Origin of the sequence: uncultured Porticoccus sp., assembly GCF_913061305.1 — a bacterium.
Taxonomy (GTDB): Bacteria; Pseudomonadota; Gammaproteobacteria; order Pseudomonadales; family Porticoccaceae; genus Porticoccus.
Genome location: NZ_CAJXST010000001.1, coordinates 84240 through 97855, shown reverse-complemented (window position 1 = coordinate 97855; position 13616 = coordinate 84240). Strand labels below are relative to the sequence as shown.

At 55.4% G+C, this 13616-nt stretch carries 16 protein-coding genes; 9 read left to right on the top strand and 7 right to left on the bottom strand.

The window, feature by feature from the left end; translation table 11 throughout:
• Nucleotides 1-78: 78 nt before the first annotated feature.
• On the top strand, nt 79-747 hold the full coding sequence (locus QZ516_RS00490) for a hypothetical protein (protein ID WP_297184757.1): 669 nt from the start codon (nt 79-81) through the stop codon (nt 745-747).
• Here QZ516_RS00490 and slmA read toward each other — a convergent pair.
• Genes slmA through coaBC form a run of 4 tightly spaced genes read right to left on the bottom strand, consistent with a single transcriptional unit; the run spans nt 668 to nt 5847 of the window.
• A complete protein-coding gene (gene slmA, locus QZ516_RS00485) occupies nt 668-1270 on the bottom strand; it encodes a nucleoid occlusion factor SlmA (protein WP_297184755.1) in 603 nt (200 codons plus the stop codon). The two genes, QZ516_RS00490 and slmA, sit on opposite strands and share 80 nt — an antisense overlap.
• Complete coding sequence (argB, locus tag QZ516_RS00480) at nt 1267-2181, bottom strand: acetylglutamate kinase (RefSeq protein WP_297184753.1); 915 nt, start codon at nt 2179-2181, stop codon at nt 1267-1269. The genes slmA and argB overlap by 4 nt, the downstream gene beginning before the upstream one ends.
• Nucleotides 2182-2205: 24 nt before the next feature.
• On the bottom strand, nt 2206-4641 hold the full coding sequence (locus tag QZ516_RS00475; RefSeq protein ID WP_297184751.1) for a phosphomannomutase/phosphoglucomutase: 2436 nt from the start codon (nt 4639-4641) through the stop codon (nt 2206-2208).
• Nucleotides 4642-4647: 6 nt separating this feature from the next.
• Entirely contained in the window at nt 4648-5847 is a 1200-nt protein-coding gene (gene coaBC, locus QZ516_RS00470) for a bifunctional phosphopantothenoylcysteine decarboxylase/phosphopantothenate--cysteine ligase CoaBC (RefSeq protein WP_297184749.1), read from the bottom strand.
• 98 nt (nt 5848-5945) lie between these two features.
• Between coaBC and radC the strand changes: the two genes are divergently transcribed.
• The 3 genes from radC (at nt 5946) to rpmG (ending at nt 7213) form a co-directional block, all read left to right on the top strand.
• Nucleotides 5946-6620, top strand: a complete 675-nt coding sequence (gene radC / locus QZ516_RS00465; RefSeq protein WP_297184747.1) for a DNA repair protein RadC — start codon at nt 5946-5948, stop codon at nt 6618-6620.
• 177 nt (nt 6621-6797) lie between these two features.
• Nucleotides 6798-7034, top strand: coding sequence for a 50S ribosomal protein L28 (gene rpmB, locus QZ516_RS00460; RefSeq protein ID WP_036858764.1), 237 nt, complete (start codon nt 6798-6800; stop codon nt 7032-7034).
• An 11-nt stretch (nt 7035-7045) separates the two neighbouring features.
• A complete protein-coding gene (gene rpmG / locus QZ516_RS00455) occupies nt 7046-7213 on the top strand; it encodes a 50S ribosomal protein L33 (RefSeq protein ID WP_036858763.1) in 168 nt (55 codons plus the stop codon).
• A gap of 86 nt (nt 7214-7299) precedes the next feature.
• Here rpmG and QZ516_RS00450 read toward each other — a convergent pair whose 3' ends face one another.
• Complete coding sequence (locus QZ516_RS00450; RefSeq protein WP_297184744.1) at nt 7300-7707, bottom strand: biopolymer transporter ExbD; 408 nt, start codon at nt 7705-7707, stop codon at nt 7300-7302.
• Nucleotides 7708-7830: 123 nt separating this feature from the next.
• Here QZ516_RS00450 and mutM point away from each other — a divergent pair, with 123 nt between their 5' ends.
• Nucleotides 7831-8646 carry a bifunctional DNA-formamidopyrimidine glycosylase/DNA-(apurinic or apyrimidinic site) lyase gene (mutM, locus tag QZ516_RS00445; protein WP_297184742.1) on the top strand — a complete coding sequence of 272 codons (816 nt, stop codon included), beginning with the start codon at nt 7831-7833 and terminating at the stop codon, nt 8644-8646.
• On the opposite strand, the gene coaD is transcribed toward mutM, so the two are convergent.
• Together coaD and rsmD are read right to left on the bottom strand one after the other, a co-directional pair.
• Nucleotides 8647-9129, bottom strand: a complete 483-nt coding sequence (coaD, locus tag QZ516_RS00440; RefSeq protein WP_297184740.1) for a pantetheine-phosphate adenylyltransferase — start codon at nt 9127-9129, stop codon at nt 8647-8649.
• Between the two features lie 55 nt (nt 9130-9184).
• Nucleotides 9185-9784, bottom strand: coding sequence for a 16S rRNA (guanine(966)-N(2))-methyltransferase RsmD (rsmD, locus tag QZ516_RS00435; protein WP_297184739.1), 600 nt, complete (start codon nt 9782-9784; stop codon nt 9185-9187).
• Between the two features lie 95 nt (nt 9785-9879).
• Between rsmD and ftsY the strand changes: the two genes are divergently transcribed.
• The 4 genes from ftsY (at nt 9880) to rpoH (ending at nt 13601) form a co-directional block, all read left to right on the top strand.
• Nucleotides 9880-10914, top strand: a complete 1035-nt coding sequence (gene ftsY, locus QZ516_RS00430; protein WP_297184737.1) for a signal recognition particle-docking protein FtsY — start codon at nt 9880-9882, stop codon at nt 10912-10914.
• A 17-nt stretch (nt 10915-10931) separates the two neighbouring features.
• Nucleotides 10932-11609, top strand: a complete 678-nt coding sequence (ftsE, locus tag QZ516_RS00425; RefSeq protein WP_297184735.1) for a cell division ATP-binding protein FtsE — start codon at nt 10932-10934, stop codon at nt 11607-11609.
• Entirely contained in the window at nt 11599-12648 is a 1050-nt protein-coding gene (gene ftsX, locus QZ516_RS00420; RefSeq protein ID WP_297184733.1) for a permease-like cell division protein FtsX, read from the top strand. The genes ftsE and ftsX overlap by 11 nt, the downstream gene beginning before the upstream one ends.
• Nucleotides 12649-12746: 98 nt before the next feature.
• The gene (rpoH, locus tag QZ516_RS00415) at nt 12747-13601 is read left to right on the top strand and encodes an RNA polymerase sigma factor RpoH (protein WP_297184732.1); all 855 of its coding nucleotides are present in this window, start codon (nt 12747-12749) and stop codon (nt 13599-13601) included.
• Nucleotides 13602-13616: the final 15 nt, after the last annotated feature.

Sequence of the window (13616 nt, the reverse complement as noted above, 5' to 3'; positions counted from 1 at the left end):
CAGATCGTGTTTCCAAAATGGGAAAACTGTCCTCAGGCTCCGGTGGAACCTGTGATGATGACAAACCGGACTGTCTCTATGGCCAATTTAATCAATAACAGCAAATCCACCTGGTGCCTGATGTTGGCATTATTTTGTTCGGCGTCCATGTTAGCAGAGGCCGGTAATCTTTTCCGCTATCACAACAGCGAGGGCAACCTGGTGATTGACCACCAAGTACCCCCGGAATACGTCGCCAAAGGCTATGAGGTGCTCAGTAGCACCGGCAGGGTGGTGAAAACCGTCCCGCCGCATCAGCCCGTGGAAGAAGAGGAGAGGGCCGTAGCTGGCGCGGCAAGCCGGGCGGATCAACTCAAGGAGGATCAATTTCTATTGCGCAGCTACAGCGATGTTGGCGAGGTTGAGGCTGCCGGAGAGCGACGGTTGGCTCAGCTGGCCAGAGAAATAGAGATTATCGAGTCCAACCGGGCCAAAAATGAAGAACAGCTTGAGAAGGCCAAAACCAGGGCAGCCCGATATCAGCTGGCCGGTAAAAAATTACCTCAAGACCTGTTGGAAAGAATGGATGAGATCGCGAGGTTAACCGGGGATACACAGCATATGTTGTTGCTGCGCAAGCAGGAATATGAGGTGGTGGCGGCGCGTTATGAGCGTTACAAAAACCGCTTTAAAGCGTTGAATCCCGAAAAAACACCGTCGCAGCCACCGACCACTGCTCCTGCCAGTTCGCCGTCGGCAACCGAGTGAATTCGCTGCGCACAAACTGACTGATCCTGCCTTCGGCCAGCGCCAATATCAGGTTGGCTGCGGCCGTTACCGTGATGGCCGGGCGCAGATTTTCCGATATCTCAGCTTCGCGAAGAATCTGCTTTAGCTGGGTTTCCAGTCGATCAAATAATTGCTGTATCCGCTTGTGCAGTCGCTCTGTCTCACCGGTCAGTGCGTCGCCCGTGAGTAACCGGGTGATCCCGGGGTTGCGTTCGGCAAACGTGAGCAGCAGCGTCAAAATGCGGTAGCAGCGACTGGCGGCATCCGGTTCTTCGACAATGATTGTGCGCATCCGGGTAAACAGCGTCTCCTCGATAAAATCGATCAGGCCCTCATACATCCGGGTTTTACTCGGGAAGTGCCGATAGAGCGCAGCCTCGGATACACCGACCTCTGCGGCCAGTGCAGCAGTGGTGATACGCCCACCGGGCGCGGCTTCCAGCATCCCGGCGAGGGCTTGCAGAATGTGTTGTTTTCTGGAAATTTTTGCTGTTGTTGTCATCCGGGGCTCTCTACGGCTTCATCGGTGATCAACGTGCCGACACCCAGATCGGTAAAGATTTCCAGCAGTGTGGCATGGTTGACCCGGCCGTCAATAATATGGGCTGTTCTGGCGCCGCCCTTGACCGCATCCAGCGCACAGCGGATTTTCGGTAGCATGCCGCCGTAGATCGTGCCATCTGCGATCAGTTCATCCACCTGTCGGGTGGACAGGCCGGTCAAAATCTCGCCATTTTTATCCTGCAGGCCCGCGACGTTGGTGAGCAGAATCAATTTTTCTGCCTTGAGGACTTCGGCGATTTTGCCGGCCACCAGGTCGGCATTGATGTTGTAGGAGTTGCCTTCACTATCGACCCCGATGGGTGCGATTACCGGAATAAAATCACTGTTAGTCAGCATGTCGATAACGCCGGTATTCACCGATTCGACTTCACCCACGTGGCCGATATCAATGATTTCCGGTGCTTCCATCTCGGGTGTGTGCCGGCTGACTTTGAGTTTGCGGGCCTTGATTAACTGGCCGTCCTTGCCGGTAATACCAACGGCCTTGCCACCGGCGTGGTGAATGAGATTGACGATTTCCTTGTTGACGCCACCGCCCAGCACCATTTCCACCACGTCCATGGTTTTGCTGTCGGTAACCCGCATGCCGTTGACAAAGTGGGATTCAATTTGCAGCCGTGCCAGCAGTTCGCCAATTTGTGGGCCGCCACCGTGGATCACCACCGGGTTCATGCCCACCAGCTTCATCAGCACAATATCCCGGGCAAAGCTGGCTTTCAGCTTTTCGTCCACCATGGCATTGCCGCCAAATTTGACGACAATAGTCTTGCCGGTGAAGCGCTGGATGTAGGGTAGTGCCTCGGACAGAACCCTGGCCGTGTTGGAGGCGGCCTCTCGCGTTAGTGACATGTGTGTTCCTGACAGTGTGGTCATTCAAAAGCTCAAGCGATCGTCTATGCTACGGAGTTGCTGACGGAAAAGCGATTTGATTTTTTCGAGTGATTCCTCGGTCTCCGCTTCAAACCGCAGGGTCAGTGCCGGGCCGGTATTGGAAGCTCGCACCAATCCCCATGCCTTTGGAAAATCGACCCGAATTCCGTCAATGGTGGATATCTTGCCGGCCTGGAAGGCCTCCTTTTCCCGCAGTTTTTCAATCAGCGTGAACTTCTCCTGTTCATCCACTTCTATTCGTATTTCAGGCGTTGAACAGCGTTCCTCAAAGCCGGCCATTATCTCATCCAGGTCCTGTTCGCGAATGGTCATGATTTCAATCAGCCGCGCTGCCGCATAGATGCCGTCATCAAAGCCAAACCAGCGATCCTGGAAGAAAATATGGCCGCTGAATTCCCCGCCAAGCGGTGCCTTGCTTTCGATGATTTTGTTATACATGTGGGAGTGGCCGGTTTTCCACATTACCGGGCGACCACCGTAGCTGCTGATCAGTGTGTTGAGGCGTCGGGTGCTTTTGATATCAAATACGATGTCTGTTCCCGGGTGTCGCGAAACGACGTCCCGGGCAAAAATCATCAATAACTCATCTGGCCAGATAATTTTGCCACTGGCAGACACCGCTACAATCCGGTCGCCATCACCGTCCAGCGCAATCCCCAGGTCGGCCTGGTTGTCTTTTACATGGCAGATAAGATCGGTCAGATTTTCCGGCACGGTGGGATCCGGCGCATGATTGGGAAAGCTGCCGTCCACATCGCAGTAGAGGGGGATGACATCGCAGCCGATGGCGTCCAGTACCCGTGATGCCAGTTCACCGGCTATGCCGTTGCCGGCATCCAGTACTACCTTAATGTGCTGGGCGGGAACCACGTCGTCGGTAATGGCCTCAATATAATCAACCGAAAGGTCCAGTTCCTGACGCTCGCCATGGGGTTTATCGGGGTAGTCTTCCGTCATTTCGGTCTGCAGGGCCATAATTTCCGTACCGCAGAGGGCGTGGTGCTGAAAGAAAATCTTGAATCCGTTGTATTGTGCCGGGTTATGGCTGGCAGTCACCATCACGCCACACTCCGTCTGTTGCAGATGATTGGTGGCAAAATTGAGCAGGGGGGTGGGCACTGCTCCCAAATGGATGACGTGACAGCCCGTGCTGCGGATTCCCTCTTCGAGTGATTCGATCAATTCCGGGCTGGACAGTCGTCCATCATAGCCGGTGACCAAGGTGTGCTCATCCACCAGCATTGCCCGGCGAGCCAGCGCCCGGCCAAGCTTGAGGGCGAACGCCGGGGTTAGTTGTGAGCCAGCCAGGCCCCGGATGTCATAATCGCGAAACACCACCGCCGGGATATCAGATATGTCGTCATTGCCGTCTGTGTTGTCAGGGTCGCTATCGGTTTCGCTGTAGGTTGCCGGTTCCGGTGGCTCAGCTGCTGAATCAGTGTCATTGGTCCGATCAGTGGCCCCGTCAACAGCCTCATCAATAGTCCCGCCGGCAGGTGGTGTCGCCTGGTTGGCAGCTGGTCTGGCAAACACGGGCTTCCTCCTTCTCTGCCAATTCTGCCAATGGTCGCGGTGAAGGGCGATACGAATAGCCAGGTAGGCCAGGAGTAGGGTAATGCTCACCACGGCACCTGCCAGCACCATAAATTCCGTGTAAGAAGGGGCTGCTTTTTTCAATAAGGTCGCGCTGCCAGTGAAATGCAGTTTCCATGTGCCGATACGGGTGTCTTGTTTGACGGTATTCACAGCCTTGGACCTGTTGGTCAGGGTGAGAAAAGGTGTGGCTCCGGCTCCGGGGACATTCTGCAACAGTTCGGTCGTTCCCAGGGAGGGGTCGACCGTCCGGGCAAGTGCCCGGGTGAGCGGCGCCATTGACAGCATGGCCAGCAATGTGCCGAGGATTTCACCCTCTGTGTTTTTTACCGGGAAGGCAAACAGCAGCTCCCACTCGTCGCTGACCTTCGCCGCGACGGGCTCAGGCAGTTTGCCTTCCAGTACCTGTCGGGATAATTGTTGCCCGATGAAGTTGTTCGAGTCCGCGAGGCGGCCCAGCCCGGGGCGTAGCAGATAGCCATCATTCAAGTCGGCTATCAGGTCTTTCATCCGCTGTTCCATGCGTGACAGCATGGTTTGGTCGGCGGTAGCCAATGCCTCGACGAACAGATCATCCTGTGCCAGGGCGAGTAGTTGCTGCGCCCGCTGATCGATATGGTGGTCGACCAATATACGTTGCTTGGTGGCATATTCAGTGGCAAACGATGCGGCAAGGGATGTCCTGGCACTGGCCATCATCTGGTGGTACAGCAGATAGGTAACGATAGCGGCAGTGCAGAACAGCAGTGCCAGAAATCCGTTCAAAACAGGGTGTTTGGCCAGTTTCAGGATTATTGTGCGACGCCGGGAGTTGGGGTTTGTCATATCGGTCTAGTCGGTCGGTAGCATGTCTGCAATTTTGGCGATTAGCTGCCGCGCCAAAATGGACTTGTTAATTTTGGGGATGGCCTCGGCGCCCTGCATTTCCACGACCAGCACAGCGTTGTCATCACTGTTAAAACCAATGGTCCGGTCGGAGACATCGTTGGCGATGACCAGATCGAGTTTTTTTCGTTCCAGCTTGCTGCGGGCGAAATCTTCCACCTGGGTTGTTTCCGCGGCAAAGCCCACCGTAAAAGGGCGATTCTGCAGCGCGGCAACAGCACTCACAATATCCGGGTTTTTCACCAGTTCAATGGTCATCTGATCAGCGGTTTTTTTCATTTTCTGTTCGGCGACCCGGGCGGGCCGATAATCAGCCACAGCCGCTGAGGCGATGAATAGCTGGCAGTTCTCCGTTTCGGCCAGCGCTGCCTCGTACATCTCCAGGGCGCTGGTCACGTGGATGGTTTTGACTCGATCGGGGGGGCTGAGATTAACCGGGCCGCTGATCAGCACAGTTTCTGCACCGGCCTCTGCAGCAGCTTCTGCCAGGGCATAACCCATCTTTCCGGAACTGTGGTTGCTGATGTAGCGCACCGGGTCAATCGCCTCCCGGGTAGGACCTGCCGTGATGACGACTTTTCTGCCGGTCAGTGCGCCGGTTTCAAACAGATCGGCGGTGAGTTCAACAATATCCTGTGGCTCGGTCATTCTGCCTGGCCCGATGTCGCCACAGGCCTGGCTGCCCTCCGTTGGGCCAAAAATGTGCACGCCACGCCCGCGCAATCGCTCCAGATTGTATTGGGTGCTGGGGTGGCGCCACATACCCTGGTTCATGGACGGTGCAATGGCCAGTGTCGATCGGCTGGCCAGGCAGATAGTGGAGAGCAGGTCGCTGCCTTCGCCATTGGCCAGTTTGGCCATAAAATCCGCGGTGGCCGGTGCGACCAGGATGACATCGGCCCAACGGGACAGTTCGATATGGCCCATGGCCGCCTCGCTTTCCGGGTCGAGTAGAGCCAGGTGGACGCGATGTCCGGAGAGTGCCTGTAGCGTGAGTGGTGTAATGAATTCGGTGGCCGCACTGGTCATTACTACCTGTATGTCGGCACCGGCATCCTGTAGTCGACGGACAATCTCGGCACTTTTGTAGGCGGCAATTCCACCGGTTATACCCAACAGTATGCGTTTGTTTGCCAGAGAGAGCATCGGGTGGATCCTGTATATGACACCGGAAGGTTAAGATAACATTGCCGTGGAGGTTTGCGTAGTCAGGGGCTATATTATTGATAGCACAGGGAGGTGTTATGTCGATTAGAGACTGGCCCGAGGGCGAGCGGCCCCGGGAAAAACTCATGGTAAAAGGTGCGGAGACGCTCTCCGATGCCGAATTGCTGGCAATTTTTCTGCGCACTGGCTGTGCCGGGCAATCGGCCGTGGATTTGGCGCGATCACTGCTGCATCAGTTTGGCAATCTTGGTCAGTTGCTCGCCGCCGACAAGCCCACATTTTGTCGTGCCCGCGGTCTGGGTGAGGCCAAGTTTGTCCAGTTGCAGGCGGTGATGGAGCTGGCAAGGCGCCACCTGGGGGAAAAGCTGCAGCGGGATCAGGTGTTCAGCAATCCGGCCAGTGTAGGAGAATTTCTGCTGGCACAGCTGGGCCAGCGCCATCAGGAAGTGTTCGGAGTACTGTTTCTCGATAACCAGCACCGTTTGATTGCCTGGGAAAAACTGTTTTTCGGTACCGTCAATAGCGCCAATGTCCACCCCCGTGAAGTGGTCAAGCGGGCATTACATCACAATGCTGCGGCCGTCATTCTCTCGCACAACCACCCGTCTGGCGTGGCTGAACCCAGTGACCCCGATCGATGCATTACCCGTCAACTGCAGGAAGCACTGCAATTGGTGGATGTGAGGGTGCTGGATCACGTGATTGTGGGCGGTGGCCACACCGTTTCCCTCGCCGAGAGGGGAATGATCTGACCCATAGCTCGGGTAATCAATTCTGTGAATGTATTTGATTTCAGGGAGACGTTCTGGTATAAAACGCGGCTCTTTTCGGGGTGTCTCCTTTCGGGGTGTCTCTCGGACAACAGGTTTAACGGCCAGGTTTCAAAAGCGGTCGCCCGATGGGGTGGCGCCAATAGCAGAGGCAAAGCAATGTCTAAAGTATGTCAGGTCACCGGCAAAAAACCGATGACAGGTAACAATGTATCCCACGCCAAAAACAGAACCCGTCGCCGGTTTGAGCCCAACCTGCACAGTCACCGTTTTTGGGTTGAGGCGGAGAAACGTTTTATCAAACTGCGCATTTCTTCAAAGGGCATGCGCATTATTGACAAGCTGGGTATCGACCAAGTGCTGGCGGATATCCGCAAGCGCGACGCTAAGGTTTAAGGAGACTAACCATGGCCAAGTCAAATCGCGACAAAATCAAACTGGTATCCAGTGCCGGCACCGGACACTATTACACCACCACCAAGAACAAGCGTACCCAGCCGGAAAAGCTGGAGTTCAGCAAGTACGATCCGGTGGTTCGCAAGCATGTCCCCTACAAAGAAGCGAAAATCAAGTAATCCGCCTCCCGGCAGACACTGATGCCTGCTTCTACCGAACGAGCCCCGCAGCAGCCGGGGCTTTTTTGTGTCGCACGTTTATCTGGCTATTTTGTGGTGCCAAGGGCGATGTCGTATACCCCCGCCTCTCTGGCCTGATCGGAAATCAATACAAAGGTCTCCGTTTTGGCGAGGGGGTGCGCTTCAATAATGACTTTTGTCCGTGGGTTTTCGGCATGGACTCTTTCGACGTTGGCGCGCACTGAGCGAACATCAATACGCCGTCCTTCAAGCCAGACAGTATTGTCTTCAGCGATACGAAAAATAACAGCAGTTGGCTGGCTGTCCGGTGGTGGCTCGTCACTGATTGGGGGGCGGTTGATATCAATACCTGCTTCGCGGACAAACGAGGCGGTGACTACAAAAAAGATCAGCAGAATAAAGACGACATCCAGCATCGGCGTCATATCGATGTCCGTCTGTTCCTCGGCGACTTTGCGCCTGCCTATAGCCATGCTGATTACCTGTTGAAACGTGGATTGAATGGTGTCGTGCCCCGGCTGGCTGATGCCCTTTGTCCGAAGCTGTTTTAAAGTATGCCAGAGATTTCAGCCGCGGGCTGTTTGCAGGAGTGAATTATGCCGGAATTGCCGGAAGTGGTGGTGACATTGCGGGGAGTTGTGCCGCATATCCTTGGCAAGGATGTTCAGGCGGTCGTGGTGCGGGAGTCCCGCCTGCGCTGGCCGGTATCACCGGGGCTGCCAGAAAAACTTTGCGGAATGCCATTGCTGGAAGGGCGACAGCGTGGCAAGTACCTGTTATTTCGCTTTCCGCAGGGCCACCTGATGATTCACCTGGGTATGTCGGGGAGCCTCAGAATCGTCACTGTCGACACCCCTGCTGCAAAGCACGATCACGTGGATATCTGCTTTGCAGACGACACCGTGCTGCGTTATTCCGACCCGCGTCGATTTGGCTCGATACTCTGGGTCGAGGGGCCTCCGGAGCAACATGCTCGGCTCTGCCAATTGGGTCCTGAACCCTTCGCACCCGATTTTAATGGTGATTACCTCTATCGGTTGTCTAGGGGAAGGAGCGTTGCGGTCAAAGCTTTTCTGATGGATAACCGGGTGGTCGTGGGTGCCGGTAATATTTACGCCAATGAATCACTTTTTCTCAGTGGTATCAGACCGACGCTGGCTGCCGGTAAGGTGTCCCGGCAGCGCCTGGAATCCCTGGCAGAACAGGTCCGTCAGGTGCTCGGAAAGGCGATAGAACAGGGTGGTACGACCTTGCGTGATTTTGTCGGTGGTGATGGCAAACCCGGCTACTTTAAACAGCAATTGCTTGTCTATGGTCGTGGTGGATTGCCCTGCCTGCGCTGTCAAACGGTATTGAGGGAAATCAGGTTGGGGCAGCGCTCCACGGTCTATTGTCCACGCTGCCAGCGGTGATCAGCTGCTGAAGAATTTTTGTACCAGCGCATCTCTCACCGAGGGGGGGACAAATTCGTTGATGTCCCCACCCAGAGAGGATATTTCCTTTACCAGTGAAGAGGATATATAGGAAAGCTTCTCCGATGGCGTCAGGAAAATACTTTCAATATCCGGTGCCAGTGCACGATTCATGTTGGCAAGTTGAAATTCGTATTCAAAATCCGATACAGCGCGCAACCCCCGGAGAATGGCATCTGCACCACAATCATTGACAAAGTTAACCAGCAGGTAATCAAACCCCCTTACTTCCACATTGTCGAGATGGGACAGGGCTTGCCTGGCCAGATCAATGCGTTCATTGAGGTCGAACATGGGGTGCTTTCTTGAGCTGGTGGCGATGGCGACAATCACATGGTGAAACAGGCTGCTGGCACGCTCCACCAGATCGATATGTCCGTTGGTGATGGGATCAAAGGTGCCTGGATAAACAATGGTTTTCACAGTGATGGTTTGCCTCGGAAAAGGGCCGCCATGGTAAACGTTTTGTCCGGGGGGCTCAACTGACCCGATACAATCGGTAGCTGACCTGTCCGGCGGTTTTTTCGCGCAGTAATTCCCACGTGGGGGAGATCTCCGGAAGGGGCTGGTATCGGTCGGTTTCCAGGTAGATCAGACTACCGGTTGCCAGCAGCCCGGGTTTCTGCATTAGCTCGCAGCAGGGTTGCAGCAGGTCTGACGAAAACGGTGGGTCGAGAAATACGATATCGAAGGGCTGGTCTGGTGAGCTGTTCGCCAGCCAGACGAGTGTGTCTGCCTGAATGATTCTGGCATCGTCGGCCTTGAGTTGGACGCAGTTGCCACGCAGGTTCTCCGCTGCCTGAGGGTGCTTTTCAATCAACGTGACCTCGGCAGCCCCCCGGGACAATGCCTCGATTCCCAGTGCCCCCGAACCGGCAAACAGGTCCAGGCACCTGGCGCCGCCAAGCCATGGTGTGAGCCAGTTGAACAGGGTTTCCCGGATGCGGTCGCCGGTGGGTCGTAAACCCGCCACTTCGGTAAATTGTAATTTGCGCCCGCGCCACCGCCCGCCGATAATACGGACCTGACTGCGAGCCCCCTTCGCAGCACGTGTCGCTGTAGATGGGTGGTTTTTCAAACGTTATATACTCCCTAAAGTGATAGCATACACCGCCCGATACCAACTGAGAAAACAGGATCACTGTGACCGACCCAAGCAAGATGGAAAATGATATGTCTGCGAATGAAAAGCGCTCTTTTTTGCAGCGTTTTCGTTCATCCAAAAAACCTGAGCAGACCCCTGCCGAAGTTAAGCCCGAGCCATCAATGGCAGTGGCTGCGGAAAATACGCAAAAAGAGACGCTGGGCGACCGATTTCGTCGCGCCCTGTCGAAGACCGGCCGCACATTTGGCAATCTGTTTCTCGGCGACCGGGAAATAGACGATGCCCTGCTGGAAGAGCTTGAAACCCTGTTATTACAGGCTGATGTGGGTATTGAATCCACGGTGGAGATTATTCAGGACCTCGCCGGGCGGGTACAGCGCAGGGAGTTGGCCCACAGTCGTGCCCTGTTTGCCGCACTGCAAGACGCGATGGCGGCAAAGTTGAAACCCTGTGAGCAGGCGCTGTCCATCACCGGGGCGCATCAGCCCTATGTGATTCTGGTTATCGGGGTCAATGGTGTCGGCAAGACCACGACCATTGGCAAACTGGCCAAACGATTTCAGAATCAGGGTAAATCCGTGATGTTGGCAGCCGGGGATACCTTCCGTGCTGCAGCGGTTGAACAGCTGCAGGCTTGGGGTGACCGCAACAGCGTACCGGTGGTTGCCCAACAGAGCGGAGCGGACAGCGCCTCGGTCATCTTTGATGCGATTCAGTCCGCCAAATCCCGGGGTACAGACATATTGATTGCCGATACCGCGGGACGCCTGCACAACAAAAGCAATCTGATGGAAGAGCTCAAAAAGGTCAAACGGGTGATGGCCAAGCTCGATGACAGTGCTCCCCATGAGGTGCTGCTCGTGCTGGATGCCGGAACAGGCCAGAATGCGCTCAATCAGATGCAACAATTTCAGGAGGCCGTTACCGTCACCGGTGTGGCGCTGACCAAGCTGGATGGCACCGCTAAGGGCGGCATCATCTTTTCCCTCTGTAAACGCTTTGGCGTACCCATTCGGTACGTGGGCCTGGGTGAGAGTATAGACGACCTGCAACCCTTTGTGGCTCAGGAATATGTGGCGGCATTGTTTGACCAGAACACTTGAGTGGCAAGCCAAATCCCATGATCTGCTTTGACAAGGTCAGTAAACGTTATGCCACGGGCCAGGAGGCCCTGAGCGGTTTGACGTTGAATCTCGATGCCGGTGAAATGGCTTTTCTTACCGGGCATTCCGGTGCCGGCAAGAGCACGGTATTAAAATTGGTTATGCTGATGGAGCGTCCCAGCCAGGGACAGTTGCTGATCAATGGTAAAAACCTCGGTCGGTTACACCGCAGCCAGATTCCCTACTACCGGCGCAATGTGGGTGTTGTGTTTCAGAATCATCAGCTGCTGTTTGACCGAACGGTGTTTGATAACGTGGCGCTGCCATTGTTGGTTTCCGGTTATCAGCCCCGTGAGGTAGGTCGCCGGGTGAGGGCTGCGCTGGATAAAGTGGGCCTGCTCGACAAGGAAAAACAAAATCCCATCACGCTGTCCGGTGGCGAGCAGCAGCGCGTGGGTATTGCCCGGGCAGTGGTACACAAACCCCGCATTCTGCTGGCAGATGAGCCCACCGGAAACCTCGACCCGGAACTGTCATCAGAGATCATGAATCTGTTCCGCGATTTTGGCGAGGTCGGTGTCACCGTTCTGATTGCCACCCATGATATTGATCTGATTTCCAGGATGGGACTGCGTGTCCTACAGCTGCAGCAGGGCAGATTGGCGAGCGATGAGAGGCCTGTGCATGTCGGCTAACCGGTGGCAGAAACAGGATCGCAGGCCGTCGGCGGAGCGCAAGGTCGGGGTGGGCAAAAAACCGCCGATAAAGGAACCGCGACGCGGGGCAAGTGGTGGGCAAGTCGGCTGGTCTGACAAGCTGAAAAGTTATTTACAGCATCATCAGCAATTACTCGTCAGTACCAGCAGGAAATTGCTGGCAGAGCCGGTCCAGACCCTGATGACGTCACTGGTTGTCGCGATCGCGCTGGGGTTACCGGCTGCGCTTTACCTCGGTATTGTCAATCTTGAACAGCTTGGCAGCCGGGTGGAAACAACGGCCCAGCTGACCCTCTTTCTGAACAAGTCCGCCTCAGACGAAACGATTGGGCAGTTGCGGCAGAACCTGTCGGAGGACGCCGATATTCGCTCAGTCCGTTACATCTCCCGAGCACAGGCCCTGACAGAGTTTCGCGAGTTGTCCGGTTTTGGCGATGTGCTGGAGATGCTGGAGGAGAATCCGCTGCCCGCTGTGTTGCTGGTCCAGCCGGATAACCGGTTTCAGGGGGATCTGGTGGCCAGCGAAGCGCTGGTGGCAAGAATCATGGCCCTGCCGGGGGTGGATGAAGTGCGGCTGGATATGAAGTGGATGGAACGCCTGCAGGCAATATTGTCTGTTGGGGAGCGATTGGCGCTCGCTCTGGCCCTGGCTCTTTCAATGGGGGTGCTGTTGATCGTGGGTAACACAATCCGTCTGGCGATCGAAAATCGCCGGGATGAAATTGTCGTGGTCAAACTGGTGGGTGGAACTGACAACTATGTCCGCCGGCCTTTTCTTTACACCGGTGTATGGTATGGCCTGATTGGTGGCGTGCTGGCCTGGGTGCTGGTGGCTTTGGCGTTATTTTCCCTTTCCGGGCTGGTGTCGAGGCTGGCCGCGCTCTATCAAAGTGTCTTTGAGCTGGAGGGGCTGGGTTTGGTCGGCCTGCTCTATCTCATGGCAGCGGGTGCTCTACTGGGACTTGTGGGCGCGTGGCTGGCGGTAGCCAGACATCTCTCCAGTATCGAGCCAGGGTAGCCTTGCGACAGATTAAACTGGCAAATGCAACTTTTTTACACTATGAAAATCTAACCACAAGTTGCTAAACTACTGCTCCCTGGTTTTTAGAGGTTGATATGAAGAAAGCGTTACAGGCTTATGAATGGATGGCACCGGGTGCCAATCTCGCTGCGTACATGCAGGGTGTTAACTCCATTGCCGTGTTGTCTGTGGAGCAGGAGCGCTCTCTCGCTGAAGACCTCTATTATCGTGAAGACCTCGACGCTGCCCGTCGGCTGGTGCTCTCGCATTTGCGTTTTGTCGTGCACATTGCGCGCTCCTACAATGGTTATGGCCTGCCCCTCGGGGATCTGATCCAGGAAGGCAATGTCGGTCTGATGAAAGCAGTAAAACGCTACAATCCCGAGAAGGGTGTACGTCTGGTATCCTTTGCCGTCCACTGGATCAAGGCCGAGATTCACGAATATGTCCTGCGCAACTGGCGCATTGTCAAAGTGGCCACCACCAAGGCTCAACGCAAATTATTTTTTAACCTTCGCAGCGCCAAGCGCCGCCTGGCCTGGCTGACCAACAATGAAGCCGAGGCCATTGCCCAGGATCTGGGGGTGGATGTGAAGCAGGTGCTGGAAATGGAACAGCGACTGTCGGCTCGCGACACCGCCTTCGATGTGCCGGAAGACAGTGATGAAGACAGTAGCTACCAGGCCCCGGCACTGTATCTTGAAGATCACCGCGCAGATCCGGCCTGGCAACTGGAGCAGTCCGACAGTGAGGAAGATAACCACGGGCGGATGGTCAAGGCGCTCGCCGAGCTCGATGACCGCAGTCGCGATATTATCAACAGCCGGTGGCTGATGGATGATAAAGCCACGCTGCACGACCTGGCGGATAAATACGGTATCTCTGCCGAGCGGGTACGTCAGCTGGAGCAAAATGCCATGAAAAAAGTGCGGGCGACCATGGAAGCCTGATATCGATAATTTTGT

Bases quoted from the DNA above. Each gene is read 5' to 3' on its own strand.
- QZ516_RS00490 (WP_297184757.1), top strand. From the start codon at position 79: ATGGCCAATTTAATCAATAACAGCAAATCCACCTGGTGCCTGATGTTG.
- slmA (WP_297184755.1), bottom strand. From the start codon at position 1,270: ATGACAACAACAGCAAAAATTTCCAGAAAACAACACATTCTGCAAGCC.
- argB (WP_297184753.1), bottom strand. From the start codon at position 2,181: ATGTCACTAACGCGAGAGGCCGCCTCCAACACGGCCAGGGTTCTGTCC.
- QZ516_RS00475 (WP_297184751.1), bottom strand. From the start codon at position 4,641: ATGACAAACCCCAACTCCCGGCGTCGCACAATAATCCTGAAACTGGCC.
- coaBC (WP_297184749.1), bottom strand. From the start codon at position 5,847: ATGCTCTCTCTGGCAAACAAACGCATACTGTTGGGTATAACCGGTGGA.
- radC (WP_297184747.1), top strand. From the start codon at position 5,946: ATGTCGATTAGAGACTGGCCCGAGGGCGAGCGGCCCCGGGAAAAACTC.
- rpmB (WP_036858764.1), top strand. From the start codon at position 6,798: ATGTCTAAAGTATGTCAGGTCACCGGCAAAAAACCGATGACAGGTAAC.
- rpmG (WP_036858763.1), top strand. From the start codon at position 7,046: ATGGCCAAGTCAAATCGCGACAAAATCAAACTGGTATCCAGTGCCGGC.
- QZ516_RS00450 (WP_297184744.1), bottom strand. From the start codon at position 7,707: ATGGCTATAGGCAGGCGCAAAGTCGCCGAGGAACAGACGGACATCGAT.
- mutM (WP_297184742.1), top strand. From the start codon at position 7,831: ATGCCGGAATTGCCGGAAGTGGTGGTGACATTGCGGGGAGTTGTGCCG.
- ftsY (WP_297184737.1), top strand. From the start codon at position 9,880: ATGTCTGCGAATGAAAAGCGCTCTTTTTTGCAGCGTTTTCGTTCATCC.
- ftsE (WP_297184735.1), top strand. From the start codon at position 10,932: ATGATCTGCTTTGACAAGGTCAGTAAACGTTATGCCACGGGCCAGGAG.
- ftsX (WP_297184733.1), top strand. From the start codon at position 11,599: ATGTCGGCTAACCGGTGGCAGAAACAGGATCGCAGGCCGTCGGCGGAG.
- rpoH (WP_297184732.1), top strand. From the start codon at position 12,747: ATGAAGAAAGCGTTACAGGCTTATGAATGGATGGCACCGGGTGCCAAT.